This is a genomic window from Aeromonas sp. FDAARGOS 1415 (assembly GCF_019048365.1).
GTDB classification, from domain to species: domain Bacteria; phylum Pseudomonadota; class Gammaproteobacteria; order Enterobacterales; family Aeromonadaceae; genus Aeromonas; species Aeromonas taiwanensis.
The window spans coordinates 1,785,268-1,811,069 of sequence record NZ_CP077363.1 but is presented as its reverse complement, the minus strand read 5'-3'; the positions used below and the strand labels follow the sequence as shown (position 1 = coordinate 1,811,069).

Annotated in this window: 32 protein-coding genes; 5 read left to right on the top strand and 27 right to left on the bottom strand. The window is 63.6% G+C overall.

Annotated elements, in window-relative coordinates; translation table 11 throughout:
• Nucleotides 1-221 precede the first annotated feature (221 nt).
• Nucleotides 222-518 carry a hypothetical protein gene (locus I6L45_RS08665; RefSeq protein ID WP_043762764.1) on the bottom strand — a complete coding sequence of 99 codons (297 nt, stop codon included), beginning with the start codon at nt 516-518 and terminating at the stop codon, nt 222-224.
• 255 nt (nt 519-773) lie between these two features.
• On the opposite strand from I6L45_RS08665, the gene I6L45_RS08660 reads away from it, so the two are divergent.
• Nucleotides 774-1,628 (top strand): lytic transglycosylase domain-containing protein, encoded by an 855-nt coding sequence (locus tag I6L45_RS08660; protein ID WP_254204390.1) that lies wholly within the window; start codon nt 774-776, stop codon nt 1,626-1,628.
• Here I6L45_RS08660 and I6L45_RS08655 read toward each other — a convergent pair.
• From I6L45_RS08655 to lafA (I6L45_RS08605), 11 genes are all read right to left on the bottom strand, one after another.
• Complete coding sequence (locus I6L45_RS08655; protein ID WP_216983970.1) at nt 1,564-2,019, bottom strand: hypothetical protein; 456 nt, start codon at nt 2,017-2,019, stop codon at nt 1,564-1,566. The two genes, I6L45_RS08660 and I6L45_RS08655, sit on opposite strands and share 65 nt — an antisense overlap.
• A complete protein-coding gene (lafU, locus tag I6L45_RS08650) occupies nt 2,006-2,953 on the bottom strand; it encodes a lateral flagellar motor protein LafU (protein WP_043762758.1) in 948 nt (315 codons plus the stop codon). The genes I6L45_RS08655 and lafU overlap by 14 nt, the downstream gene beginning before the upstream one ends.
• Nucleotides 2,953-3,810, bottom strand: coding sequence for a lateral flagellar motor stator protein LafT (lafT, locus tag I6L45_RS08645; protein WP_043762755.1), 858 nt, complete (start codon nt 3,808-3,810; stop codon nt 2,953-2,955). Before lafT ends, lafU begins: the two co-directional genes overlap by 1 nt.
• Nucleotides 3,811-3,860: 50 nt before the next feature.
• Entirely contained in the window at nt 3,861-4,571 is a 711-nt protein-coding gene (gene lafS, locus I6L45_RS08640) for a lateral flagellar system RNA polymerase sigma factor LafS (RefSeq protein WP_216983969.1), read from the bottom strand.
• A gap of 3 nt (nt 4,572-4,574) precedes the next feature.
• Nucleotides 4,575-5,033 (bottom strand): lateral flagellar basal body-associated protein LafF, encoded by a 459-nt coding sequence (gene lafF / locus I6L45_RS08635; protein ID WP_216984192.1) that lies wholly within the window; start codon nt 5,031-5,033, stop codon nt 4,575-4,577.
• Between the two features lie 39 nt (nt 5,034-5,072).
• Nucleotides 5,073-6,176: a flagellar hook-length control protein FliK gene (locus I6L45_RS08630; RefSeq protein WP_216983968.1), complete on the bottom strand. Its 1,104-nt coding sequence runs from the start codon at nt 6,174-6,176 to the stop codon at nt 5,073-5,075.
• Complete coding sequence (locus tag I6L45_RS08625; protein WP_216983967.1) at nt 6,167-6,505, bottom strand: LafX; 339 nt, start codon at nt 6,503-6,505, stop codon at nt 6,167-6,169. Before I6L45_RS08625 ends, I6L45_RS08630 begins: the two co-directional genes overlap by 10 nt.
• A 120-nt stretch (nt 6,506-6,625) precedes the next feature.
• Entirely contained in the window at nt 6,626-7,018 is a 393-nt protein-coding gene (lafC, locus tag I6L45_RS08620) for a lateral flagellar export chaperone LafC (protein ID WP_216983966.1), read from the bottom strand.
• Between the two features lie 39 nt (nt 7,019-7,057).
• Nucleotides 7,058-8,341: a lateral flagellar capping protein LafB gene (gene lafB, locus I6L45_RS08615; RefSeq protein WP_216983965.1), complete on the bottom strand. Its 1,284-nt coding sequence runs from the start codon at nt 8,339-8,341 to the stop codon at nt 7,058-7,060.
• A 111-nt stretch (nt 8,342-8,452) separates the two neighbouring features.
• A complete protein-coding gene (lafA, locus tag I6L45_RS08610) occupies nt 8,453-9,313 on the bottom strand; it encodes a lateral flagellin LafA (protein ID WP_216983964.1) in 861 nt (286 codons plus the stop codon).
• Between the two features lie 178 nt (nt 9,314-9,491).
• Nucleotides 9,492-10,352 (bottom strand): lateral flagellin LafA, encoded by an 861-nt coding sequence (gene lafA, locus I6L45_RS08605; RefSeq protein ID WP_216983963.1) that lies wholly within the window; start codon nt 10,350-10,352, stop codon nt 9,492-9,494.
• 210 nt (nt 10,353-10,562) lie between these two features.
• Here lafA (I6L45_RS08605) and fliB point away from each other — a divergent pair, with 210 nt between their 5' ends.
• Entirely contained in the window at nt 10,563-11,726 is a 1,164-nt protein-coding gene (fliB, locus tag I6L45_RS08600) for a flagellin lysine-N-methylase (RefSeq protein WP_216983962.1), read from the top strand.
• 61 nt (nt 11,727-11,787) lie between these two features.
• Here fliB and I6L45_RS08595 read toward each other — a convergent pair whose 3' ends face one another.
• From I6L45_RS08595 to lfgB, 12 genes are all read right to left on the bottom strand, one after another.
• Complete coding sequence (locus I6L45_RS08595; protein WP_216983961.1) at nt 11,788-12,789, bottom strand: hypothetical protein; 1,002 nt, start codon at nt 12,787-12,789, stop codon at nt 11,788-11,790.
• Between the two features lie 19 nt (nt 12,790-12,808).
• On the bottom strand, nt 12,809-13,708 hold the full coding sequence (lfgL, locus tag I6L45_RS08590) for a lateral flagellar hook-associated protein LfgL (protein ID WP_043762728.1): 900 nt from the start codon (nt 13,706-13,708) through the stop codon (nt 12,809-12,811).
• A gap of 144 nt (nt 13,709-13,852) precedes the next feature.
• Nucleotides 13,853-15,172: a lateral flagellar hook-associated protein LfgK gene (gene lfgK, locus I6L45_RS08585; protein ID WP_216983960.1), complete on the bottom strand. Its 1,320-nt coding sequence runs from the start codon at nt 15,170-15,172 to the stop codon at nt 13,853-13,855.
• Nucleotides 15,172-15,570 carry a rod-binding protein gene (locus tag I6L45_RS08580; protein ID WP_216983959.1) on the bottom strand — a complete coding sequence of 133 codons (399 nt, stop codon included), beginning with the start codon at nt 15,568-15,570 and terminating at the stop codon, nt 15,172-15,174. Before I6L45_RS08580 ends, lfgK begins: the two co-directional genes overlap by 1 nt.
• Before the next feature lie 8 nt (nt 15,571-15,578).
• Nucleotides 15,579-16,685 carry a lateral flagellar basal body P-ring FlgIL gene (gene fgIL, locus I6L45_RS08575; protein ID WP_134694746.1) on the bottom strand — a complete coding sequence of 369 codons (1,107 nt, stop codon included), beginning with the start codon at nt 16,683-16,685 and terminating at the stop codon, nt 15,579-15,581.
• Nucleotides 16,686-16,693: 8 nt separating this feature from the next.
• A complete protein-coding gene (gene flgH, locus I6L45_RS08570; RefSeq protein ID WP_043762719.1) occupies nt 16,694-17,365 on the bottom strand; it encodes a flagellar basal body L-ring protein FlgH in 672 nt (223 codons plus the stop codon).
• The gene (lfgG, locus tag I6L45_RS08565; RefSeq protein ID WP_043762717.1) at nt 17,365-18,150 is read right to left on the bottom strand and encodes a lateral flagellar basal-body rod protein LfgG; all 786 of its coding nucleotides are present in this window, start codon (nt 18,148-18,150) and stop codon (nt 17,365-17,367) included. Before lfgG ends, flgH begins: the two co-directional genes overlap by 1 nt.
• Nucleotides 18,151-18,237: 87 nt before the next feature.
• Complete coding sequence (lfgF, locus tag I6L45_RS08560; RefSeq protein ID WP_216983958.1) at nt 18,238-18,972, bottom strand: lateral flagellar basal-body rod protein LfgF; 735 nt, start codon at nt 18,970-18,972, stop codon at nt 18,238-18,240.
• 10 nt (nt 18,973-18,982) lie between these two features.
• Nucleotides 18,983-20,176, bottom strand: a complete 1,194-nt coding sequence (gene flgEL, locus I6L45_RS08555) for a lateral flagellar hook protein FlgEL (protein ID WP_216983957.1) — start codon at nt 20,174-20,176, stop codon at nt 18,983-18,985.
• Between the two features lie 19 nt (nt 20,177-20,195).
• Entirely contained in the window at nt 20,196-20,879 is a 684-nt protein-coding gene (locus tag I6L45_RS08550; protein ID WP_216983956.1) for a flagellar hook assembly protein FlgD, read from the bottom strand.
• Nucleotides 20,880-21,305 (bottom strand): lateral flagellar basal body rod protein FlgCL, encoded by a 426-nt coding sequence (gene flgCL, locus I6L45_RS08545; RefSeq protein WP_043762711.1) that lies wholly within the window; start codon nt 21,303-21,305, stop codon nt 20,880-20,882.
• A 2-nt stretch (nt 21,306-21,307) separates the two neighbouring features.
• Nucleotides 21,308-21,697, bottom strand: coding sequence for a lateral flagellar basal body rod protein LfgB (gene lfgB / locus I6L45_RS08540; RefSeq protein WP_216983955.1), 390 nt, complete (start codon nt 21,695-21,697; stop codon nt 21,308-21,310).
• 130 nt (nt 21,698-21,827) lie between these two features.
• On the opposite strand from lfgB, the gene lfgA reads away from it, so the two are divergent.
• The 3 genes from lfgA to I6L45_RS08525 all read left to right on the top strand — a co-directional run bounded on the left by lfgA (nt 21,828) and on the right by I6L45_RS08525 (nt 23,344).
• Complete coding sequence (lfgA, locus tag I6L45_RS08535; protein ID WP_302054811.1) at nt 21,828-22,550, top strand: lateral flagellar basal body P-ring formation protein LfgA; 723 nt, start codon at nt 21,828-21,830, stop codon at nt 22,548-22,550.
• A 78-nt stretch (nt 22,551-22,628) separates the two neighbouring features.
• Nucleotides 22,629-22,904 (top strand): flagellar biosynthesis anti-sigma factor FlgM, encoded by a 276-nt coding sequence (gene flgM / locus I6L45_RS08530; protein ID WP_216983953.1) that lies wholly within the window; start codon nt 22,629-22,631, stop codon nt 22,902-22,904.
• Complete coding sequence (locus I6L45_RS08525) at nt 22,901-23,344, top strand: flagellar protein FlgN (RefSeq protein WP_216983952.1); 444 nt, start codon at nt 22,901-22,903, stop codon at nt 23,342-23,344. The genes flgM and I6L45_RS08525 overlap by 4 nt, the downstream gene beginning before the upstream one ends.
• A 4-nt stretch (nt 23,345-23,348) precedes the next feature.
• On the opposite strand, the gene lfiJ is transcribed toward I6L45_RS08525, so the two are convergent.
• Genes lfiJ through lfiH form a run of 3 tightly spaced genes read right to left on the bottom strand, consistent with a single transcriptional unit; the run spans nt 23,349 to nt 25,791 of the window.
• Nucleotides 23,349-23,765, bottom strand: a complete 417-nt coding sequence (gene lfiJ / locus I6L45_RS08520; protein ID WP_216983951.1) for a lateral flagellar protein LfiJ — start codon at nt 23,763-23,765, stop codon at nt 23,349-23,351.
• 9 nt (nt 23,766-23,774) lie between these two features.
• Nucleotides 23,775-25,106, bottom strand: coding sequence for a lateral flagellar FliI-like assembly ATPase LfiI (gene lfiI / locus I6L45_RS08515; protein ID WP_216983950.1), 1,332 nt, complete (start codon nt 25,104-25,106; stop codon nt 23,775-23,777).
• A complete protein-coding gene (gene lfiH / locus I6L45_RS08510; protein WP_216983949.1) occupies nt 25,099-25,791 on the bottom strand; it encodes a lateral flagellar assembly protein FliH in 693 nt (230 codons plus the stop codon). The genes lfiI and lfiH overlap by 8 nt, the downstream gene beginning before the upstream one ends.
• Nucleotides 25,792-25,802 lie beyond the last annotated feature (11 nt).

Below are 25,802 nucleotides of genomic sequence, written 5' to 3'. Positions count from 1 at the left end.
TGAGTTATGAGGGCGAACCGCCCGATAAAACCACTTTGATCCACTTTTCTCCACCATGAAGTTTAAGGACGAGCAGGGGGCTTTTCAAGCAAGGATCTCTGGCATGGGGAACATATTGACGCAGCCTGGGGAGTGTACCGATTAAATGAATTGATTTTTCACAAGTTATTCACGGTTGAATTAAATCCATCCCGTCAGGTGCCGCTCTTAATTAATCGATTTCAGGGGGAAATGATGAAACGAAACAGCACGACGGCGCACAGGATAATGCTCACGCCCACCACGGGATAGATGATATAGCCATCTCCCGCCCGCCTGGCACGCAGCACTACGAGCTGGCAGAGCAGCAGGTTATAGAGGATGAGAAGAAAAGTCAGCAGAAGGTTGGCACCAAATGTCAGCTCGTCGGCATAGACGACATAGAGCCACATCAAACCAAAATTAACGAGGATCAGATAAAGCAGAAATTTCTGAATCGCCCTGCCCGCCTTTGGGGTCTTTTTTACTCGTGTTATCATGCTTATCACGTCCTGGATACCACATGAACAGTCGACAGATATTGTCAAAAACTGTTGAGATACATCGTGTTTTTATCATTTTCCCGCCAGGCAATGTCCTTCCTTGCAAAATTATCCCGTGGCTTTCTACCCTGGTTATCGCTGCTGACCAGTACCGTTTGCTACTCCTACGATAATTATCACTGGCAGGCAGGTTTTCCCACCCCCCTTGCCGGTCCCGGTGCCGAGCTGGTCAGCCAGCAGAGCCGCTACCTGCTGCAACAACGCCGCCACCTGCAACAGCGCCTCACCGAGTCCCAACCCATGATCCGCTGGGTGGAACAACAGGTGCGCACACGCAAGCTGCCCACCATGCTGGCGCTGCTCCCCCTGATCGAGAGCAGCTACCGGCTGGACGTGGTCTCTTCCGCCGGCGCCGCCGGGCCCTGGCAGCTGATGCCCGATACCGCCGCCCGCTTCTCCATCCCCATGACGCCCGGCTTCGACGGCCGCTATTCCCTGCCTTTGGCGACGGAGGCCGCCCTCACCTATCTCGGCTGGCTGCATCAATTCTTCGGGCAGGACTGGCTGCTGGCGCTGGCGGCCTATAACGCGGGAGAAGGACGAGTGCTTAAGGCGGTACTCCATGGCGGGACACGCAATCTGTGGGCGCTGCAACTGCCCACGGAGACGCGCCTCTACGTGGCACGTTTCATCGCCCTCTCCCAGTTGCTGGACAGGGCGGCGCAGCACGGCTTCGTACTGCCATCCTGGCAGGCGGGGGAGAGCATTCAGGTATGGCGGCAGCCGGGCGACTGCTCCCTGCTGAGCTGGGCCATGGCCAGGGGTGTCTCCATGAACGAGGCGAGCCGCTGGAACCCCGCCTGGCGCCTGCCCGACGCCCAGAGCGTGAGCGACTGCCCCATTGTCTATGGCGGGGGCAAGGCGCCAGCCCGCAGCAAACCGGAAGGACGGCCTCTGCTGGCTCAGGCCGTGTCGCTGGAGAGCCTGCACGACCCCCTGCTGCTGCAACCGGCCAGGGGGCTGGACATGGGGCGGGGGGGGATCAGGCTGGAGCGGATGCCGGATCCGCTGGGGCTGGAGCAGACCCGCCCTCTGCTGGCGCCATGAAACAGTGGCGCCAGTGGCTGAGCACGGGGGCGAGATCGATGGCCGGATCGGCCCAGCGCGCGCCATAGAAGCTGAGGTACTGGCCGATGGCCCGGCGGTGGGTGATGTGACAAGCCAGCACGATTCGGGGTAGCAGTGACAGGCTGACGGTATCGGGCAGGACGAAGCGGGCGGGGGCCAGAAAACCGACCCCGCCAGGCCCGATGTCCTTGATCACCGCCCGGCCGATGTGCTTGTCGAAGAGCAGACCGGACACCATGAGCCGGGCCGCAATGCCGCAGCTCTGGGACTCCAGGGGCGTGCTGCCGTCGTGCAGATACCAGCGGGGTACCTTGCGCCTGGGATCGTTGAACGGGGTCACGGGGGGCAGATCGGGATCAGGGGTTTCCATGGGCAGTGGCATCCTTGGCTTGCCGGGTGGCGGCTTGGGTTTGGGCGCTGAACAGCTGCTCCAGGCTCTTCTCCGCCTGGGTCGTCATCACCAGCAGCTCGATGCGGCGATTCTGGCTGCCCCGGGGATCGGCGGTGTTGTCCAGCATGGTGTCCGACATGGCGACCACCTGGCCCACCCGCTCGGGGGGCATGCCGCCGGCAAGCAGGACGCGCCGCGCCATCATGGCGCGATCGGAGGAGAGCTCCCAGTTGCTGTAGTTCTCCCCCGCGAAGGGGGTACTGTCGGTGTGGCCGGAGATCATGACCCGGTTCTCCACACGCTGGAAGATAGGGGCCAGCGCCATCAGCAGATGGCGGAAGTAGGGACTGATGCGGGCGCTGCCGCGGCTGTACATCTCGCGATCGTCATCATCGCGGATCAGGATGCGAAGCCCCTGTGGCACCAGTTGCAGCTCCAGGTTGTTCCTGGCCTGCATCTGGTCCGCCATGGATCCGATGAAACCGGCCAGCTGCCGCATCTGCATCTCCCCTTCGATCTTGCCCACCAGCAGACTCTCGTAGCTGCCCTTGGCGCCGTCGGTGAAGATGCTGCGATCCCGCTCCATGTGTCTGGGCATCCGCTGCCCCTCCTCCACGAACTGGGGGCTCAGCTCCTCCAGCACGGAAGGATTGCCTCCCAGATCCACCGGATAGGGGCTGTTGCGGATGTCGAAGGGGTTTGCCTCGCTGTCCATGATGCTGTAGTCGCGCAGGCGGCTCGCCACCACATCGCGCTCTTCCTGGCTGGAGACCGCCAGGATCCAGAGCACCATGAAAAACGCCATCATGGCCAGAGTGAAGTCGGCGAAGGCAACCTTCCACGCTCCTCCCCCCTTGGGACCACTGCTGCGCCGCTGCTGGCGCTTGATGATGATCTGCTCGTGGTTGCGCATCACATGGCCCTGTTGGTCACCCAGTCTTCCAGTTCGAGGAAGCTGGGTTTCACGTCAGGCTCCAGCATCTTGCGGCCCGAGTCGACGGAGAGCAGCGGCGTCTTGCCCCGCAGCTGAGCAATCAGGATCGACTTGATGCACATCAGCATGCCGATGCGGCGCTTGACCATCTCCTCCATGGCGTTGCTGATGGGTTCCAGCAGGCAGTAGCAGAGGAAGATGCCGATGAAGGTGCCGACCAGAGCGGCCGCCACGTGCACACCGATGTTGCTGAGGGGGCCGTCGAGCTGCTGCATGGTGATGATGATCCCCATCACGGCCGCGAGGATCCCGAACCCGGGGCAGGCTTCCCCCGTCTTGTGCAGGGCATGGGAGGGCTTGAGCATGTCCTCTTCGATGGCCATGATCTCCTGCTCCAGTATGGTGTCCAGCTCATGGGGGGTGATCTTGCCCATGCCCAGCAGACGCAGGTTGTCGATGATGAAACCGAGCAGTTGCGGATCTTCCGACACCTGGGGATACATCAGGAAGACGGAGCTCTGCTGCGGGTTCTCCACGTGTTCGTCCAGCGCCTTCATCCCCTTGTTGCGGGTCTCTTCCAGCAGTTGATGCATCAGGGTCAGCAGCTCGCGATAGATCTCCTTCTCGTCTTTGTTGGACTTGAAGCAAAGCTTCATCTGGCGCCACATTTCATGCATCACCTCCTTGGAGTTGCCGAGGAACATGGAGCCGACGGCGGCACCAATGATGATGATGAGTTCGGCAGGCTGCCACAGGGCGATGGGCCGCCCCCCGGCCATCATGAACCCGCCGATCACACAAACGAAAATGACACCAAGACCAATCTGTTTTTGCATGGATGCTCCCGCAGAAATCACGAAGACTCCCCCCGCGGGGAGAGGCACTACTAAATGGAGTCGACCAAATGCTGCTTGAGCTGAAGGACGCACTGCTTGTGGAGCTGACATACCCGCGACTCGGTCAGTCCGAGCACCAGGGCGATCTCCTTCATGTTCAATTCCTGCTGGTAATAGAGGGAGAGCAGCAACTGCTCACGCTTGTCCAGGGTGCCGAGCACCTTGCTGAGGGTCATGGCCAGATCCTGATCGTCGGACTCCGACGCCGGCGCCCTGCCGCCGTTCTCCAGCCACTCCTCCAGACTCTGCAGCGCCTCGGCCTGGCTGGCATAGGCGAGCTGGCGCACCTCCTCGACGGAGCAATCCAGCGCCTGCGCCAGCTCCTGTTCGGTCGGGTTGCGCCCCAGCCGGTTGAACAGCTCCCGCTGCACCTGATTGTGGCCGTGCACCTGCTGGCGCAGCTGGCGGGGCCGCCAGTCGAGGCGCCGCAGCTCATCCAGCATGGCGCCGCGCACCCGCTTGAACGCATAGCTCTCGAACTGGGCATCCGGTTCGCTGCCGTAACGGCGCCAGGCCTCCAGCAGGCCCATCATGCCGACCTGCTCCATGTCCTCCTGATCGAAGCAGGCGCTCACCTGGCTGCGCAGGTGGGTGGCCGCCCGCTTCACCAGAGGCAGGTAACGACTCAGGATCGCCTGCTCGCCGGTACGGGGCGCGGAGGCAGTCAGGTCACAGGGGGTGTCCCAGCCGGCATCCATCATGTGCTACTGCACCAGCACCTTGGTGACCAGCACTTCGTCCAGGTAGGGCTTGTAGCCATACCCCTCCAGGGTTCCCACCAGCTTGCCGAGCAGAGAGGTCTGCAGGGCCGAGATGTTCTGCAGCTCCTGCTTCACCGCCTCATGGGAGCGATGGCTGAAATATTGCACCATGGCATTGCGGATCAGGGGGGTCAGCTCGTTGAGCGTCTCCAGCTGCTGGGGGTTGTGGGTCACCAGCGCCAGCTCCAGCACCAGATAGTGGGGCTCTCTGTCCCCCTCCAGGCTGATGACGAAGCGCTCCATCGGCTTGAACAACGGTGTCTTGCTCAACTCGGGCTTGGCCTCCTCCAGGCCCAGCCAGACGGCCACCATATCCCGCTTGAGATAGGCGCCATAGGCCAGCGCCGCCAGCAGGCACAGTGCCATCACTATCACCATCATCCACTTCATGACACGCCGCATCATTTGAAATCACTCTCGCTATAGCCAGATTGTTGAATGTCACACCAGGGTATTGAGCCAGTCCTGACCAGCGCCGCTCGATGCATCCCGTTCTTCCTGCCACTGCCGCCGGCCAGCCAGGATCTTGTCCTGCTGCCAGCGATCTCCCCGCTCCTGCTCGCCCCCCTGCCCCACGTTCACCTCGACGCCGCCGGCGTGGTGAGGAGCCAGGCTCATGCGCAGCCGCTCCATCGACTGGATCAGAGCGTCGCGCACCGCCGGGTTGGTCACGTTGAGCTGCACGTTGAGCCGATCGCCCTCGACCCTGACCGTCAATTCGAGGCGGCCAAGCTCGGGGGGATCGAGCCGGATGTGCGCCTGCTTGATGCTCTGGTTCACCTGCAGCTCGACCCTGTCCTTGAGCACATCCACCAGCTGCTGACCCCATTGGGCCGGGCTGTCTGCCAGGCGGGCAGGCGCCCACTGGTACTCTGCGCTCCTGGCCAGGGCGGGTTGTGTCGGCAGCCCCGCCATGACTTTGGGATCCACGGCGGCGAACTCCCGATCCGGCGCGGTCTCACCGGGCAGGGGGGGCAAACCGGCGATGGCCGGGAGCACAGGGCGCTCCCCCTGCCCGGCCGGCTGGGCCAGCCGCAGGGCGAGTTCCGTGCCCAGCAGGGGGTGGGCCTCCTTGCTGCCCGCGGCACTCATCGCCGGTATCGCCGGCATCCTCTCCCCTTCCTGGCGTTCGAGGCGGGTGAGCGCCCGCAGCGTCGGCGAAACGGGCTCGGCCCGTGTGCTCTCCCCTGTGGCAGGGAGAGCGGGCTCCACCGACGGACGGGAGAGGCGCACGCCCTCTTCCGGGCGAACAAAGGGCGTTGGCATATGAGTAAAGGCGGCCAACTGCTCGGCGACATCGGGCGCCGACTCGGGGCTTGCCTCAGCACTCCCCTCAGCATTCTCCTTGGCGCTGGCCTTGGTAGCCGTCTCGTCGTCGTTCTCGCCTGCGGGAAGCAGTGGAGTCACAGAGGCCAAGGCGTCCTGCGGGAGATCGAGCGGCTGGAACGCTTCCCCCTGCCCATCGGGCTGGCGGGAGAGGCGGGTGAACCCAGTGGAGGCGGAGGGAGGCAGGGTATCGGTGCCAAGGAAGGGGATCATGCCCATGCCTGCGCCTCGTCATAGGCCTGCAGCCCTTCCCGCTTGAGGGAGAGGGACTCCCACTCCTGCTTGCGCAGGGCGGTTTCCTGCTGGCAGAGCGCGAAGGCCTCCTGGTGCCATTGGCGAACCTGATCCCGGGCCGGCATCAAGGCTTGCCAGAGGGCCGGCTGCTGGCGCAGGAGTTCGATGAGCTGGGCCAGGCGATGATCCGCCAGGCGCACCGCCTCCCACTGCCCGGCGCGGGCCTGCTGTAAAATCAGACGCCCCAGCCCCAGCAGCTGGCGCTGGCGACTCTCGCGTTCCGTACCGGACGGCACGGCCCCTGTCATGGACATGATGATGGCCCCAAATTAAGACGACCCTGCCAACAAGCAAGGAGCAGGCCAGATGTGTAGGGTTGAAATATCAATGCGTTAGTCACTTTCCCTGACATGTGAGGAAGAGGAACTTCCGCATCAGCGGGGGTGGCGGGCCATCGCTTCCCAGCCCTCTTTCAACTCCAGCAGGATGCGGCGCACTTCCGCAAACCCCGCCATGTCGTTCGCCACGCTGATCTCGAACAGGCGCTGGCCGCAGTAGTCATACAGGCGGTGCAGGTTGTTGGCGAGATCCCCCCCCTTGTCCATGTCGAGGGCGCTGTCGAGCCCCCCCAGGATCTGCAGGCACTTGTTGATGGACTGCCCCTTGCGTTCATATTGCCTGGCCAGGATGTGGCCCTCGGCCCTCGCGATCTCGTCGAGCAGGCCGTCCATCAGCATCAGCACCAGCTGGTGCGGATCGGCGCTCGCCGCCTTGGCCTGGGTGGCGGCGAACTGGTAGGCGTCATAGCCATCTTGAGGTTCAAACATGAAAAACTCGCTTATTCAAAGTGTTACGGGCAAGCCGTCTCACAGGGCGCCCATGGTCTGCAACATCTGGTTCATGGTGGTGAACTGGTTGAGGTAGCGCTTATACGCGGAATCCATGCGCCGATCCAGCGCCTCCATCCGTTCGTTGACCCGCTTCTCGTTCGCCTCCAGGCCGGTCTTGCGCCCCTTGAGCGCACCGTCCCGCTTGGTATAGGGGTCGAGCGCGTTGCTCATCCGCTTGAGCAGGCCGTCGTCCCCCATCAGCGCCTTGCCGAGCAGTTCGGGGTCCTTCTCCAGGGCCTTGTTGAAGTCGGTCTCGTTGAAGGAGAGTTTGCCTGTCTTGTCAGTCTTGATCCCGAGGCTCCCCAGGGTCAGATCGTTGGGAAGGTCCCGCACGCTGCGGGCGATCAGGCTCTTGAGACTGCGCACCCCGCTGTCGGAGGAGAGCGCCCCAGGCGCCTTGGGATCGCTGGAGGTCATCTTGGCCAGCTCGTCCACCAGCTCGTTGTAGCTGTCGACAAACTTCTTGAGGGAGCCGGTGACCGCCTCCTTGTCCTGATCCACCGTCACCAGCAGCGGTGCATCCCCCGCCTTCTGCGCCTTGGTCAGCTGGAAGGTCAGGCCATCCACCACGTTCTCTATCTTGTTGCTGGACGAGGTGATGGTGAGGGGATTGTCGCCCCCCATCTGCAGCCTGGCGTCCTGCGCCTGGGTGATGTCGGTCTTGCCGGCCACGGCCACCCCGAGGGCATTGGCCGCATCGCCGCTGTAATTGAGGGTGATGGCGTTCTCCACCCCGCTCTCCTTGCTGGTCAGCACCATGCTGACCTTGCCGTCGGTACGCACCAGGGTCGCCTTCACCCCGGGGTTGTCCTTGGCATTGTTGATCTGGGAGACCAGATCTTTTGCGGTGGCGCCAGCCGGCAGGGTCGCCAGATCGATGTCGAGGGTCTTGCCCTTGACGGTCAGGGAGAGCACGCCGTCCGCGGGCAGCGGCGCCGTGTCGCTGTCGAGCTGAAGGCCGACCTGATGGGACTGGGCGAGCTGCTCCACGAAGAAGTTGTACTGGCCCGAGCTGGCCTTGCCATTGCTCGTTACCGTCATGATCCCGTCCTGGGACAGGGTCGCCTTCTGCGCCTGCAGGCTGCTCGCCTTGTTCAGATCCTTGAGCAGAGTCTGGAAGCTCGACAGCTTGGTGGTGAGGGTACTGATGGCGCTCTGCTGCGCCTTGACGCTGTCCAGCTGTGTCTTCAGCAGCTTGTCCATGTTCTGGCGCTCGGCGGCTACCAGCTGCATCGCCATGCTGGCCGGATCTATTTGCATCTCTCTCCCCTTGTTCGGTGGCATGCCTGTTGGAAAAGACCGCTCCGATCCTTTCCAACCGGCAGGCGGTTGTCAGACAAGGGCCGCCCCCAAGGGCGGCCCAGCAACGCATCAACGCAGCAGGGAGGTCACCATGCCGGTCATCTGGTTGGAGTTGGACAGCACGGACATGCCAGCCTGCATCAGCATCTGGTTCTTGGTCATGTTGGTGCTCTCCTGGGCGAAGTCGGCATCCATGATGCGGCCGTTCGCCATGTCAGTGTTCTCTTTCATGTTGGAGAGGTTGTTGACGGTGTGCTCCAGACGGTTGATGTTGGCACCGAACTGGGAACGGGCGGTACCGATAGCATCCAGGGCGTCTTCCATCTTGGTGATCTGCTCATTGAAGGCAGTGGAGGCCAGAGCGGTGGCATCGGCGGTGGCCAGGTCGGAGGTCGCCGTGGTGATAGCGGTGTTGACAGCCTGAACATTGGTGCTGGCATCCACATCCAGCTTCTCGGCGGCAGTACCACCGATCTGGAAAGTCACAGTACCGGCTTCGAACTTGCCACCAGCGCCGATCAGAGCCTCACCACCAAAACGGGTGTTATCGCTGATGTTCTTCAGCTCTGCGGTCAGTTCCTTCATTTCGGTGCCCATGGCCAGACGGTCTTCCGCGCTCGCGGTGCCGTTGGCGCCCTGGGTGGCCAGGTCTTTCATGCGCTGAACGATGTTGGTCATCTCGTCCATGGCACCTTCGGCGGTCTGCATCATGGAGACGGCGTCCTGGGCGTTGCGCATGCCGACCTTCTGGCCGTTGGACTGGGCTTGCAGACGGGTGGCCATCTGCAGACCGGCGGCGTCATCGGCGGCGGAGTTGATGCGAAGACCGGTACCCAGGCGCTGCATGGCGGTGCCCAACATCTTGTTGGTGTTGTTCAGCTGGTTCTGAGTGGTCAGAGAAGCGAAGTTGGTATGAATGGACAAACCCATGATCTATTCCTCGAAGAAGGCTGCTACCGCAGCGGATAACCTTACGAAGAAGAGAAGCGACAGGTGCGAGGCAAGACTTGAGCTGCGGGTGAAAAATATGATGAAAAAAGAGGGCGCAGGAGGAGCTGGGAGGGGAAACAGAAAAAGGCACCCACCAGGGGGATGGGTGCCACCAGCATCAACGCAGCAGGGAAGTCACCATGCCGGTCATCTGGTTGGAGTTGGACAGCACGGACATGCCAGCCTGCATCAGCATCTGGTTCTTGGTCATGTTGGTGCTCTCCTGAGCGAAGTCGGCATCCATGATGCGACCGTTCGCCATGTCGGTGTTCTCTTTCATGTTGGAGAGGTTGTTGACGGTGTGCTCCAGACGGTTGATGTTGGCACCGAAGGAAGAACGGACAGCACCAATTTGATCAAGCAGGTTGCTTGTGGCGGTAATCGCGTCACTGGCTTTGGTTTGATCATCAATACCCGCGACAATATCAGCGTCCGCAATACCCTTAGCTCCTGCAGTACCGGTCAGATCCTTCATGGCGGTTGCTACATCAACCTTCAGTGTTTCAGTGCTAGAGCCACCAATCTGGAAAGTCACGCCAGTGGCAACCTCAAACGAACCACCCTTCAACAGCTTCTGGCCACCAAAGCTGGTGTTACTAACAATATTGCCCAGCTCTTTGGTCAGTTCGCCGAACTCGGCGTTCAGGGCGGTGTAGTCTTCGGTACTGGTAGTGCCGTTCGCACCCTGGGTGGCCAAATCTTTCATGCGCTGAACGATGTTGGTCATCTCGTCCATGGCGCCTTCGGCGGTCTGCATCATGGAGATGGCATCCTGGGCGTTGCGCATACCGACCTTCTGGCCGTTGGACTGGGCTTGCAGGCGGGTAGCCATCTGCAGACCGGCCGCGTCGTCGGCGGCGGAGTTGATGCGAAGGCCGGTGCCCAGACGCTGCATGGCGGTGCCCAGCATCTTGTTGGTGGAGTTCAGCTGGTTCTGGGTGGTCAGGGAGGCGAAGTTGGTATGGATGGACAAGCCCATGATGTATTCCTCGAGTTAAACGCTGCACAGCAGCCCGTTAGGTTGACATCAGATAGAGACGACCCCTTTCGCGCAGAAATGTAATCTTCCCTCCGCATATTTTTCTTCTGGCCCCCTCCCGGGCATTCCGGTATCCCGGGTGCTCGCCGCCTCCCCCATCCGGCATGCTTATTGCTTTTAAAACGTCCTCTCTCACTACCGGATGGCGACATGGCAGCCTCGCTCTACACACCCCATTTCGTTCAACAGTTCCAGTGCATCGGCGATCGCTGCGAGGACAACTGCTGCCACAGCTGGACCATCAGCATCGACAAGCAGACCTTCCGCAACTACGAGCGCCACCCCGACCCCACGGTCAAATCCCTGAGCAAGCTGCACATCATCAAGGTGAAGCAGAGCAACGAGCGCTGGGGGGAGATAAAGCTCGACGAACAGGGCGCCTGCCCCTTCCTCGATGAAAACCGCCTGTGCCAGATCCACAGCAAGGCGGGTCCGGATGCCCTGAGTCACACCTGCAAGACCTACCCCAGAGCCCAGACCCGCATCGGCAACCAGCTCAAGAGGTCCCTGATGCTCTCCTGCCCCCAGGTGTGCCGCCAGTTGCTGCTTGACCCCCTGGCGATGCAGACCGAGGTCACCGAGCTCACCCAGCCCCTGCCCTTCGCCCCACCCCCCTCCACCGCCATGGCGACCCTGCACAGCCTGAGCATTCACGTGCTGGCGGCCACCAATCTCCCGGCCGAGCTGCGACTGTGGCTCATCGGCATGCTGATCCACCGGGATCCTGCGCAACTCTCCCACGAGGCCTTCCTCGATCAGGTGGCCGTGCTGGCCGAACGGGGCGAGCTACACGCCATGTTCGACCAGTTGCCCGCCCTGCCCCGGTTGCAATGGTGGGGCCTCAGAACCATGACCCACCAGTTGCTGGCCTACTCCCAGGGACGACGGGGACGCCAGACCATGCAAGCCTGCCTCGACAAGATCAATGTGGTGCTGGAGGGGGTCTACGATGAGGGCAAGATCGCAGGGCTGCAGCAGGTCTGGCAGGACAGGGTCGCCCCCTTCCTGGCCGAGCGCCCCCAGATCATGAATAACTACCTGCTCTACTACGTCTATCACCACAACTTCCCGCTGCTGCAAGGGGACAGGTTCCAGGCCTATCAGTTGCTGGTGATCGACTACTTCCTGCTGCGCAACTACCTCTGCCTGCTGGCCATGGACAAGGCGCTGGAAGAGCAGGACGTCGTCAACCTCTTCTACAGCTATCACACCATACGCCAGCACAACGCAAGCTTTCTCAAGACCATAGAGCAGGGGCTCAGCGACTCCGGCTTCGCGTCGGATATCTCCCTGTATGCCCTGCTGAAACCCTGAAAAACAGGAAACCGCCAGCGGGCTGCATGGCGGTTTCCTGTTGTGATGGGGGATCCCGACCCTAGGTCAGCAGCGCCACCACGTTCTGGCGCGATACATTGGCCTGGGCCAGCAGGCCGGACATGGTCCCCATGAAGCCCCCCTCCTTGAGCTGCAGGCTGAGCTTGCCCTGCAACTGGGCCAGCTCCTCCTGCTGCAGGTTCTGGCTGCGCGACTTCACCCGGTCGAGCTGCTTCACCATTCTCTGGCGGAACTGTTTCAGCTCGCGCACCGACTGTTCGATCTCCCCGAGCAGCCGCTTCAGGCGCTGCTGCTCCTGCTTGATCTCTCCCCTGTCGAGCCCCTCGCCGAGCTGGGTCAGCTGCCCGGCCCTTTGCTTGAACTGCACCGGCACCGGGTTGCCTGCCGGGATGCGAATGCCCTCCCCGCTCAGCAGCACCGGCTCGTCCAGCTTGCGCCTGTGCTGATCCGGCACACTCAGCTCCAGCTTGCCCAGCTCGTTCAGGCGCGCCTGGATATGCTCCTTGCGCAGCGCGCGATCCAGGCGGGAGGCCGCCTCCGCTTCACTGGCATCGGCAGGCAGCAGCACCTCGACGGCGCTGCTGGTCTGGGGGAAGGAGAAGACGAGACGCTCGGCACTCGACTTGGGGCTCAGCAGATCGAGCCGCTCCGCGCCGTAGTGCACCCGGCTATCCGCAGCCGACGCCAGCAGACGGGGCCGAAGCTCGCTCGTCAGCGGTGCCTGAGGCTGGGTCAGCTTCTCTTCCAGCACCTTGAGGCGGGAGACCAGATCCCCGCTCGCCGCCTTCTGCTGGCCGAGCTGCTGCTCGAGGCGCTTGAGTTCCCCCCACACCTGGCTCAGGGCCTGCTCGCTCCCCTGGGCATGGGCGATGCGCTGCTGCGCCGTGCCGATCAGAGCCCAGCGATCCAGACGGATGACATTCGGCTGGCGTTCATTGCGCGGAGTCTGGGGAGAAGTAGCCTGGGCAGTCGAACGACCTTGCAGCCTGGGCTGGGCCGGGGTCTCGGCCACACCACCCGGGCGGGTTTGTTGAATCTGCATCCTGGCTCCTTAGACAGACTTAAGGCATGTAGTTGAACAGGCTCAGGCCATTGACCTTGGCAAAGGCCTGCTGCTGCACCTGCAGGGCCATCAGCACGTGGGCCTGCTGGGTCACGGCCCCCGCGTAGTCGAGGGACTCTATCTGATTGCTCACTTCCTTGCTATAGGTGCTCTTCTCGGCGTGCCCTTCGTCCACCTGATCCAGCAGGTTGATCCGCGCCCCTATGGTACTGACCATCTGGCTGATGTCATCCTGCAGGGTCTTGCTGCGATCCAGCATGGCTCTGGCCTGATCGGCCGCATCCGGGGCGCCGGCATCGAAGGCCGCCACCATGTCGTCCAGTTGCTTGAAGAAATCCCCGTTCTGGATGAATAGGGTGTCGGCGGTCTGGTTGAGGGAGACCGTCACTCCCCGGGCAATCTCCACCTCACGCACCAGGGCATCCCCCTGGTAGAGATAGCCGCCACCCGGCGCCTGGACGATGGGGGTCTTGTCCACCTGGCTGCCGCTGAACAGGCTGGAGCCGTTCTCGTTGCGGGCGTTGGCGAGATCCAGCAAGCCCTCCTTGATGATGGCCGCCTCGCTGGACACCGCGCGGCGATCGTCCTCGGAGAGGGAACCGTTGGCGGCAGTCTGGGTCAGCTCCCGCAACCGGCTCAACATGTTGGTCATGGTCTCGAGCTGCAGCTCCCCCTGGGAGAGCTGGCTCTTGGCGTTGGCGATGTTCTTCTGGTACTGGGCCATCGCCGCCTGCTCCTTCTTCAGACCGAGCAGCTGCACGCTGCCGACCGGATCGTCCGAGGGTTGCAGGATCCGCTTGTTGGACGCGATCTGGCGGTCCAGCCTGGCGTATTCGCCGAAGCCCCGTTGCAGGTTGTCGAGCATGCTGAGCTGGATTTGATTGGTGCTGATTCTCATGCCGTCCTCATCAGAACATGTTCAGGATGGAGTTGAAGAGTTGGATTTGACTGGTGCTGATCCTCATATCGCCCTCGTCAGAACATGTTCAGGATGGAGTTGAAGAGTTGGATTTGACTGGTGCTGATTCTCATGCCGCCCTCATCAGAACATGTTCAGGATGGAATTGAAGAGTTGATCCGAGGTGCTGATCACCTTGGCATTGGCCTGGTACGCCTTGGTGTAGGCCATGATCTTGACCCCTTCCTCGTCGGTATTGACCCCGCTGACGCTGCTGAGCTTGGTGGCGAGCTGCTTCTCCATGTTGGCGTCCGCCTCCATGGTCGCCTTGGCCTGGCCGCTCTGCACCGCCATCTTGCCGAGCAGGGCGCTGTAGGCGTCGTACTGGCTGTCCTTGATGGTCAGCAGCTCCTGCAGGTTGCGGTTGTCGCCGCTGCCGCCCCCCGCCTTGGCGAAAGCAAGGTGGTCCCCGGTGAAGCCGTCGGCCACCTTGAGGGTGCCTGACGGATTGAGGGGATCGTAACTGAACAGGGGTTTGCCCGGATCGCCGTTCAGATCGACGCCCCCCGCCTGCTTGGCGTTGAAGTCGTCCGCCAGCTTCTTCGCGATCTGGTTCAGCTCGTCGCGCAGGGGGCGCAACACTGTGGTGCGATACTCCAGCACCCCGGCCAGGGTGCCGCCCTGAAGCCTGGGCACCTCGAAGGATTGCGGCCCGAAGCTCAGGCTCAGGGTATCCCCTGCCAGGGAGAGGGTGCTGCTGCTGCCCGCCAGCACCAGGGGCTGGCCCTGGGGCAGACTCAGGGAGAAGGAGCCGTCGCTCTGGCGGTTGACCCTCACCTCCATGAAGGTGGAAAGCTCACGCACTATCTGCTCGCGGCTGTCTTCCAGCGCAGAGGTGTTGACCCCCTTGGAGGCCTGCTCGCCGATCTGGGTATTGAGCTCCGCCACCTGCTTGAGATAGCTGTTGACCTGGGTGATGGTGCTGCCAAGCTGATCGTCGATCTGCTTCTCCTGGGTCAGCAGGCTCTCGTTCAGCTGGCCGAACCGGTTGGCAAGGGCTCCGGCAGAGCTGACGATCTGGCTGCGCTGGGCCGGCGTCTCCGGGCTGTCGAGGGCGGCGCTGAGGGAGGCGAAGAAGCTGTCCAGCCCCTTGGTGATGTTCATCGCCTCGCTGCCGAGCAGCTGCTCCGTGGTGTTGATGTACTGATGGAACGCATAGGAGGCACCGGTCGAGGAGCGGCTGCGCCAGTGCTGGGACACCAGGTAATCATCGGTGATCCTGCGAACCCCCGTCACCTCGACCCCCATGCCGTTGTCCAGCCGGCCAAAGCCCGACAGGCTGCCCATGGTGGCTTCCTGGCGGCTGTAGCCGACTGTGTTGACGTTGGCGATATTCTGGGCGGTGACGTTCAGCGCGATCTGCGCCGCGTTGAGTCCGCTAAAACCGATATTGAGCAGCGACATCAGTCAACTTTCCTCATTTTTGCCGAATTCAGAGGCTGACTGAAAGCAGCCAGGGTCTGGGGTTCTGAAGCGACCACAGGCTCGGCATTCTTTAATGTGGGGGCCAGTTGATTGACCATCTGCTCCTTGAGCCCCATGCCACCGCGCTTGACCAGGCTCATCGCGAGCTGGCTGTCGTACATATCGCGGTAGAGCGACTCCCCCTTGATGATCCTGTCCTCGTCATCCTGCAGGGCGTCGGAGGCCGAACGCATGTGCTTGAGCACCGTCTGCAGGAAGCTCACCTCGAACTGGCCAGCCGCGGCCTCCAGGGCCGCGCGCTGATCCGGGTTGCTCTTTATCTGCTGCAGTTCGTTGAGATCCTGGTAGAAACCGGGCTCGGAGGTAATTCTGGTCATAGAGATCCTTAGATGACCACCAGCTCGCCTTCGAGGGCGCCCGCCTCGTCGAGGGCTTGCAGGATGGCCATGACATCGTCCGGGGTCGCCCCCAGGGAATTCACTGCCTTGACGATCACCTCCAGGGAGGTGCCATCCGGCCAGACAAACATGTTGTTGCGCTCCCGGTCAACCTGGATCTGGGAGTTCGGCGTCGTGGTGGTCCTGCCGTTGGAGAAGGCGTTGGGCTGGCTCACCGTCTGGCTCTCCCCTATGGTCACCGTCAGGCTGCCGTGGCTGACTGCCGCCTTGTGCACCTTGACCCCCTGCCCCATGACGACGGTGCCGGTGCGGCTGTTGAAGACGACGCGCGGCCGCTCCTTGCCCATGTCCACCTGGATGTCCTGCAGCAGGGCCATGAAGGAGATGCGCTGGCTCTCGTCCCGCGGCGCCGCGATCTGGATGCGACCGGCGCTGACTGCCTTGGCCACGGGCCCGAGCTGGCGGTTGATCTCCCGCTCCACGTTGCGGGCCGTCTTGAAGTTCGGCTGATGGAGGTTGAGGGTGACTTCCGGCTTGTCCGAGAAGTTGCTGGCCGCCTCCCGCTCTATGATGGCCCCGTTCGGAATGATGCCCGCCGTCGGCACATTGATGGTGACGGACGAACCGGACTGCCCCTCGGCCTTGACCCCGGCCACCACCAGGTTGCCCTGGGCGACCGCATAGACCTCGCCGTCGATGCCGCGCAGGGGGGTCAGCAGCAGCGAGCCGCCCCGCAGGCTCTTGGCGTCGCCGATGGAGGTCACGGTCACGTCCACCAGCTGCCCCTTGCCGGCCAGGGCGGGCAGGGTCGCCTGTACCGAGACGGCGGCCACGTTCTTGAGCTTGGGGTCGATGTCATCGGGCAGCTGCACGCCGAACTGCTTGAGCATGTTGGTCATGGACTGACCGGTGAACTTGACCTGGCTGCGATCCCCGGTGCCGGAGAGGCCGACGACCAGGCCATAGCCCACTAGCTGGTTGGTGCGCATCCCCTGCACGTCGGCGATGTCCAGCAGGGCCCGCTTGGCGGGGGTGGCAGCCCCGGCCACGCCCGAGAGGGCGAGGCAGAGCAAGGCGATATACCATCTGTTCATCGGGATCCTCACAGGGGGGCGAAAGCGGAGCTGAAGAAGCGTGCCAACCAGCCCATCTGGTTGCTGTCGGCGAGGGCACCGCGCCCCGCATAGGTGATGCGGGCGTCGGCGATGCGCTGGGAGGAGATGCGGTTGCTCTGATCGATGTCCTCGACCCGCACCATGCCCCCCAGCCGGATGTACTCATCCCCCTGGTTGAGGCGGATCCACTTCTCACCGCGGATCCCCAGCACCCCGTTCGGCATCACCTCGGCCACGGTGACCGTGATGGCCCCCGCCAGGGTGTTCTGCTGGCTGGAGGTGGCCCCGCCGTCGAAGTCCCGATCCGCACTGACCGAGGCGCCCCAGTCGGGCCGCGACACGCCACCGATGGAGGGGGCCGGCACATTGATGCTGCTGGCCTTGTTCATGCTGGTGTTGGCCTTCTTGCTGGACTGGGTGCGCTCCTCCAGCATCACGGTCAGGATGTCGCCGACCCGGTAGGCGCGGCGATCCTGGAACAGGGTCATCATGTAATCGTTGCGGTAGAGGCTGCCATCCTCCCCCACTCCCGCCTTCGTCAGCTCGGAGCGGGAAGGGGCCCACTTCTCGTCACCGGGCTCCGGGGCCTGCAACTCATAGGTGGAGCAGCCCCCCAGCAGCAGGCAGAGCACGACACAGCGCCACATCGACCTCATCATCACAGCGCCTGGGTCACGAACTTGAGCATCTGATCGGCGGAGGAGACCACCTTGGCGTTCATCTCGTAGGCGCGCTGGGTGGTGATCATGTCCACCATCTCCTCCACCACGTTGACGTTGGAGCTCTCCAGGGTGAACTGCTTGATGGCCCCCATGGCCTCTTCACCCGGCACCCCTTCGATGGCTTCGCCGGAGGCACCGGTGGCACGGTAGAGGTTGCCCCCCAGGGCTTCCAGGCCAGCCGGGTTGGAGAAGTTGGTCAGGGTGATACGACCCAGCTCCACGTTCTCCTGCTGTCCCGGCAGGGTGGCGCTCACGGTGCCGTCCGTGCCGATGGAGATCTTGGTGGCGTTGTCCGGGATCTGGATCTGCGGCAGCATGGGCAGGCCGTCGGCGTTGACCAGCAGCCCCTCCGCATTGCGGTGCCACTGGCCGTTGCGGGTGTAGGCGGTCTCGCCATCCGGGCGCTCGACGCCGAAGAAGCCGGCACCGACCACCGCCATGTCCAGCTCCTGATTGGTGTTCTGGAACTGGCCGGGGGTGAACACCTTCTGGGTACCGACCACCCGCACACCATTACCCATCTGGATGCCGATGGGGGACAGGTTCTGCTGATCCTGCTGGGCACCGGGCTGGCGCTGGACCTGATAGAACAGGTCTTCGAACGCCACCCGATCGCGCTTGAAGCCGACCGTGTTGACGTTGGCCAGGTTGTTGGAAATGCTGGCCATCTTGGCATCCTGTGCCGACAGACCCGTCTTGCTCACCCAAAGCGCTGCATGCATCTTCGTCTCTCCACCATCTCATGGGAGGGCGCCTGGCGCCCTCATCAATCTCTTGCAGGCCGGTCACACCGGCCCTGCGTGATTCTGTCAGCCCTGGCCGGAAATCAGCCTGGCTCCCTGTCTCGCCTGCTCGTCCGCCGTCTTCATCAGCTTGACCTGCAGCTCGAAGTTGCGGGTCAGGGACATGCTGCCGATCAGCTCGTCCACCGCATTGACGTTGGCCCCCTCGAGGAAGCCGGACGCCAGCACCACCTGCTCGCTGATCTCCGCATCCCCGCCCTGGCGCTGACGGAACAGGCCGTCCGCCCCCTTGACCAGCTCGCGCGGGTCCGGGTTCACCAGTTTGAGCCGACCCACGTCCAGGCGGGCGCCGCCCCCCGGCGGGGTGATGCTGAGGGAGCCATCCTTGCCAAAACTCAGATCCCGGTAGGCGGGCAGCACCATCTCGCCCCCATCCCCGAGCACGGGGCGACCGTTGAGGGTGAGCAGCCCTTCGCCGTCCACCTCCAGGTTGCCGGCGCGGGTGTAGGCCTCCTTGCCGTCAGCGGTCAGCACGGTGAGAAAACCGTCGCCGCGGATCGCCACATCCAGCTTGCGGCCGGTCTGCATCAGGGCACCGGCCCGAAAATCGGTGCCCGCCTGCTCCTCCCGGGCCATGACCCGGCTCTGGTAGCCGTCACCGGTCAGGGCGTAGGCGGAGGCTCGCTCGAAGTCGGCCCGAAAACCGGCGGTATTGACGTTCGCCAGGTTGTTCGCCCGGATCTGCTGGGCCATCAGGGTGTGTTGCGCCCCCGACATGGCGGTATAGATAAGCTTTTCCACGCATCACGCCTTAGAAGGAGTTGAAGAGCACCTGGGTCATTTTGTCCGCCGAGCTGATGGTCTTGGCGTTCGCCTGGTAGTTGCGCTGGGAGGTCATCAGGCTGACCAGCTCCCCGGTCAGATCGACGTTGGAGGCCTCGTAGGCGCCCGCCGTCAGGCCACCGAGCGTCCCGGTGCCCGGCGCCCCCAGCACGGGCTGGCCCGAACTGAAAGACTGCTGCCAAGTGGTGTTGTTGGCCTGCACCAGGCCGTTGGGATTGGTGAAGTTCGCCATCACCACCTGACCCTGAAGCAGGCTCTGGCCGTTGGTGAAGGTGGCGTAGACACCGCCATCCGCATCCACCCGGACGCCGGTAAGATCCCCGGCGGTATAGCCGTTGGACTGGTTGCGGGTCGCGTTGAAATCGGAGGCATACTGGCTGACCTTGGTCAGATCGGCGGTGAGGGCGATGGGCTCGGCCCCCGCCGGCGCCAGGTTCAGCACCGGAGGCGTGGTCGGGGACTGCAGGGTGCCGTTGGTATTGAATACCATGGTCACCGGGGTGCCGGTCTGGGTGCCGTTGAAGGCGTAGTTGACCTGCCAGGTGTTCTCCCCGGTCTTCACGAAGTATTGGGTGAGGGTGTGCTCGACCCCGAGGGAGTCATAGACCTTGCTGGACTGGGAGTAGCTGAAGCTGTCGGCCTTGGCGGGATCGAAGGGGTTGACCGCCTGGTCGATGACGCTGGCGTCCGCCTTGAGGTTCGCCACGAACTCCAGGGTATCGGAAGGCTTGGCAGCCAGGCTGCCCGCCTTGACCTGGATGTCGCCCACCACGCCGGACTGCAGCTCCCCCGCCTCGTTGGTGACGTAGCCCTGCAGACGGGTGCCGCTGGCAGTGGTCAGGTAGTTGCTGGCATCCCGCTGGAACATGCCGGCCCGGGTATAGGAGGTCTGGCCGTTGTCATCCTTGAGGACGAAGAAACCGTTGCCCGAGATGGCCAGATCCAGCCCGCGCCCGGTCCGGGTCACGTCGCCGTTGCGATCGAAGTTCTGGGAGACGTTGCTCATCTCCACGCCGCCCGCTTGGCCGCCGCCGTAGATGGCGGCAAACTCGGCACGGCTGGACTTGAAGCCGGCGGTGCTGGCATTGGCCACGTTGTTGCTGATGACGCTCAATTCCTGGTTGACGGCGCGCAGGCCGCTCAGTCCGATACTAAAAGACACAGTGTCGCTCCTTTTCTGGTTACGCCGACTTGCCAAACTGGACGGCGCTGAACAGGGGAACATCCCCGACGCCCGCCACTTGCAGCATGATTTCGCCCGTGCCCGGCAGGCTGACGCGCTCCACCCGGCTGGCCACATAGTTCTTGCTGGTGGTGGTCACCCCCGCGAGGGAAGCTTTCACCTCGAAGCTGTACTCACCGGCCGGCAGGGTCGGCAACTCGTAATCCAGCGCCCCCGCCTTGCTCTCGCCCCAGCTCTTGGTCGCGACCAGGGTGCCGTGCTTGTCATAGACCTTCAGCTCGACCGCATCGGCCGCGCCGGCCAGCTCCACCTGACCGCGGATGGCGCCCTCTTTCTGCTGATCCAGGGTCTGGCTCGGCACCATCACCTCCTTGTCGATGAGGTCAGTGCTCTGCAGCACCTGCTGGGTATCCATCATGTTGATGGACTTCTGCTGCAGCACCTTGAGCCCCTCGACCCCCTCCACCATGCTGAACTGCGCCAGCTGGGTGACGTACTGGGCGCCATCCAGCGGGTTGGTGGGGTCCTGGTTCTGGATCTGGGCCACCATCATCTGCAGGAATTCGTTGCGCAGTTGTACACCCTGGCCGGCCGACGCATTGTTGCTGGCGATCTCCGGAGTGGCCGAGTACTGGCTGGTGCTGCGGGCGGTATCCAGACCGCTGACTTGTGGCAGGCTCATTTATGCCCCCTGGCCGAGACGCAGCAGCCCCTGCTGCATGCTGTTGATGCGGTTGATCACCTCCACCGAGGTCTCGAAGCCCCGCGAGGCGCTCATCATGTCCGCCATCTCCTCCACCGCGTTGACATTGGAGTAGTAGACAAAGCCATCGCCGTCGGCCAGGGGGTTGGTCGGCTCCAGACGCTTCTCGACCTGGCGATCCGACTGCACTATGCCGGCGATCTGCACCTGGGCGGCTCCCAGCCCTTCGGCCTCCTGCACCCGCTGATACAGGGTGGAGAAAACGGGCTTGATGGCGCGGAACGCGGCCTCCTCACTGCCGGCGGCGCTGTCGACGTTGGCCAGGTTGGAGGCGACGGTGTCGAGGCGGACGGTCTGCGCCCGCATGGCGCTGCCGGCGATGTCATAGATTCGGTTGAACGACATGATTAACGGCCCTCGATCGCCTTGGCGATCCCGGTGATTTTCATATTCAGGAAGGTGAGGCTGGTCTGGAAGTCGGTGGCATTGCTGGCAAACTTGCTCTGCTCCACGCTGAGCTCGGCGGTGTTGCCATCCATGGAGACCTGGTAGGGGATGCGGTAGAGGGGATGCTGCATGTCGTTGTTCATGGCGCCCTGGCTGATGGCACTGCCCGGCTCCCCTGCTGCCACCTGTCCGGCGACACGGCCGAGGATCGCCTTGTAATCCACATCCCGCGCCAGATAGCCTGGGGTATCCACATTGGCCAGATTCCCTGCCAGAATACGGGCCCTGTCCGCCCGCACATCCAGGGCATAGGGATGGACGCCAAGCGCGCTGTCAAATGAGATACTCATGCTTCATCCTTCTTGTGAACCAGTCAGACCGGTGCATCCTTTATCAAGACTCATGCCAATCATGAAAACCCGTGATTTCCGCTGGTCAGGCCATCGCCCATGGCGGGCGGGGCGGACAAAGGGGGAAGCAATGTTTCCCATATGGAAGAGTGCAGGCCTGTTCGTCCTGCTGATCTTGGCACTGCCCCTGCGGGCCGAACCGCCCCCCCTGGCGCAGCGGCTGAGCGATGGCCTGACGACGGATGCAACGGCGGCCCTCGACGACTACCTGCACCGGCAGGGCTGGCCGCAGACGCAAGCCGACTATCAGGTCTGGCTCTCCCCCGCCGTGGCCCACCTGCCCGACTGCCGGCAGGCGGTGCGCTATCAGGCCGGGGGGCAGTATCGCCAGCCCTGGGGGCGGCGCCCCTATCTGGTGGAGTGTACCGAGCCGGCCTGGCAACTCAGGGCCAGGGTGGAGGTGACCCTGATGATGCCGGTCTGGGTGACGGCCAGGGAGATCCAGAAGGGACAGTCCATAGGACCCGGGGATCTGGTCGAGAAGTCTGTCGAGGTCAGCCGGCTGCAGCGGGGCTTCGTCCCCAGCACCCACCCCCTGGTGGGCAGCAAGAGCACCCGCCAGCTCAGGATGGGGCAGCTTATCGGTGAACTCGACCTGCAGCAGGCCTGGGCGGTCCGGGCAGGGGAAGGGGTGTTGATCCGGGCGGGGCAACCGGGTTTTTCCGCCACCACCCGGGGCAAGGCCCTGACGAATGGCGCCATCGGCGAGGGGATCCGGGTCAGAAACCTCGGCTCGGGCAAGGAGATCCAGGCCTGGGTGATCGACAAGGGAGAGGTCGAAACCCGTTTTTAGCCCACAAAAGGCGAGTTTGATTCAAGTTCGGCCGCCTTCGGGTCGCCTGTCAGAGATAGACCATCAGGAATTGACGTTATGAAGATCACACGCACCGACCCTCTCTACGTTCAACCCCAGCCGCAGCGCAAGGCGGATGCCGCCCCCGCTGCCCAGCCAAGGGCCACCGCGCAGGGGGAAGCCAGGATCAGCGCCACGGCACAGACCATCAACCAGGCGAGGAGCGAGCTGGCCTCCACCTCGGACGTGGACATGGAGAAGGTGAACCGGATCCGCCAGGCCATCAGCGAAGGCCGGCTCGAGCTGGACATGGATGCCCTGAGCCAGGCCATCCTGGACATGCACCGCAGATGACCATGGCCCCCAAGCTGAGGGTCAGGCAGTTGATCACCGGCATCCAGCAGGACTGCGGCCGCTATGCCGAGCTGCAACAGCTGCTGCTCGCCCAGTACCGCCTGCTGGCCAGCCACGATGTGGACGGGCTGACGAAGCACAACTATCAGCAGACACGGGTGATGAGCGAGATCCAGCAGCAGGTCCAGCAACGCTGCCAGCATCTGCGGGCCCTGGGTTTCAAGCCCGACGAACAGGGCATGGCAACCCTTATTGGCAAGCTGCCCTCCCCCCTGCAACAGCAGGTTGGCGAACAGTGGCGGCGGCTCGAGCAACTGCTGCTCCAGTGCCGGCGCCAGAACGAGCAGAATGGCCGTCTGCTGGCCGGTCAGATCGAGACGATCAACACCCTGCTGGGCCAGGAGTCCGCCTACGGCCGGCAGGAACACTTCCCCGACTGAACCCTCACTTCCCCTGCTGGGCGCGATGACGCTGAGTAGCGAGCTCGTCCAGCTGACGCTGCTCCCCAGACTCCCGGCGCTGGCGTGCCGCCAGGGCCCGCTTTTCCAGCAGCAGCTCCAGCCCCTTCACCCGGCCAAACTGCTTGATCAACTGCCCCTCGTGGTGAACCAGATCCTGGCTGGCCAGGACACTCTGTTGCTGCTGGTGCGCCAGCAGGTGGCGAAGCTGTCCCTGCATCTGCTGCTTGTTCTGCCACAACAGAGGGTGGAAGGTTGCCGAGCCCGGCTGCATCGTCTCGATGACCTCCTGCAGCTTCCGGGCCCTGTGCTCCTCCCGCAGCGCCACCTCGCGCAGGCGCTGGCGCTCCTTGCCCATGGCGTCCAGGGCATCCTGTTGCAGGCCGAGATAGGATTTCAGCACCCCGCCTCCTTAGGCCCTGCCGAGCACTTGTTTCAACCCGGCCATCACCTGGATGATGGGGGTCTCCTCCTGCAGGCCCTGCTGCAGGAAACTGGCGATGGCGGGGTAGCGCTGGACCGCCTCATCCATCTGGGGATCGGCCCCCGGCTGGTAGCCTCCCAGGGGCAGCAGTTCGCGCACCTGCTGATAGCGTCCCCACAGCTGGCGCAGGCTCACCGCCAACCCCTGCCATTCGGGAGAGACCACCTGAGGCATCACCCGGCTCACGGAGGCGCCGATGTCGATGGCCGGGTAGTGCCCCTCCTCCGCCAGACGCCGTGTCAGGACGATGTGACCGTCGAGGATGGCCCTGGCGGCATCCACCACGGGATCCTGCTGATCATCCCCTTCCGCCAGCACGGTGTAGAAGGCGCTCAGGCTGCCGTCGGGATGGGTGCCGTTGCCCGCCCGCTCCACCAGCTGGGTCAGCATGCTGAACACCGACGGCGGATAGCCACGGGTCGCGGGTGGCTCGCCGATGGCGAGTGCGATCTCCCGCTGGGCCTGGGCGTAGCGGGTCAAGGAGTCCATCAGCAGCAGCACGTCCTGCCCCTGCTCGCGGAAATACTCGGCGATGCGGTGGCACAGCTGGGCGGCCCGCAGTCGCATCAGGGGGGACTGGTCCGCCGGGGCCGCGATGACCACGGCGCGGGCCAACCCCTCGGCCCCCAGGCTGTGCTCGATGAACTCGCGCACCTCCCGGCCCCGCTCCCCGATGAGGCCCACTACCACTATCTGGGCGCTGGTATTGCGGGTCATCATCCCGAGCAGCATGCTCTTGCCCACCCCGGAGCCGGCAAACAGCCCCAGGCGCTGGCCCTTGCCCACCGTCAGCAGGCCGTTGATGGCGCGGATGCCCACGTCGAGCGGTTCGCGCACCGGCGTGCGCAGCAGGGGATTGGGAGGGGTGGAGAACAGGGGAACCCGCTCCCCTTCCTCTTTCAGGGGGCGGCCATCCAGGGGTTGCAGCAGGCCATCCAGGACCCGGCCAAGCAGATGATCGCCGACCCGGATGGTCTCCTCCCCATCGACGGGCAGGACCCGGGCACCGGCATAGAGACCGCTCATGGGCTGGAGCGGCATTAGGTAGGAGATGTCACGGTTGAAGCCGACCACCTCGGCCAGCAGGGCGGTCCCGGTGGCCGTCTCCACCTCGCAGCGCTGCCCCATCACCAGCTGGCAGCCCACCACTTCCAGGGTCAGCCCGGTGACGCGCACCAGCCGCCCGTAACGGCGAAAGCCCGGCACCTCCTCCAGGCTGTCGAGGGCCGAGGTCAGCGCCTGCTGCAGGGCCTCATGCATCCTGTGCCAGATCCAGGGTCTGGTTGAGCTGCTCGATGCAGCGCTCGAGGCGCTCCCCCGTGTTGATCTCGATCACCGCGGCCCGGGTCTCGATGCGGGCGTCGCCGACCGCCAGCGCCGGATCCACCTGCAGCGGCCACTTCTCGCAGCGGGTCACCCCCTGCTCGGCCAACCGCTGCCTGTCCCCCTCGTTGAGGTAGATGACCAGCTCCTCCGACTCGCTCGGCAGGATGGCCATGGCCTGCTCCACCTGGTGGAGCACCTGCTGGGGATTGAGGGTGAATTCGGCCTGGATCACCCGCTTGGCCACCTGGGCCACCAGCTGGGCGACCAGCTCCTTCTGCTCCAGCATCCGGGCCCGGGTCAGGGACTCCCACTGCTGTTGCAGCTTGGCAAAAGGCACCATGGACTCATCGAAGGCGGCCCGCCCCTCGGTCAGCCCCTGGGCCAGACCACGCACCTGTCCCTGCTGCAACCCCTTGGCCTCTCCCTCAATGAGACCGCTGGTCAGCCCCTGCTGGTAGCCGGACTGATAGCCTTCGGCCTGCCCCTGCTCCAGCCCCTGCTGATAGCCATATTCGAACTCTTCCTGCTGGCTCCTGGCCTCTTCCCCGCTCTGTCCCAGCGACGGGAAACGGTAGAGACGGGTAGCCCCGGCCGCCAGTTTGCGAACGTGCTGACTCATGCCTGACTCCT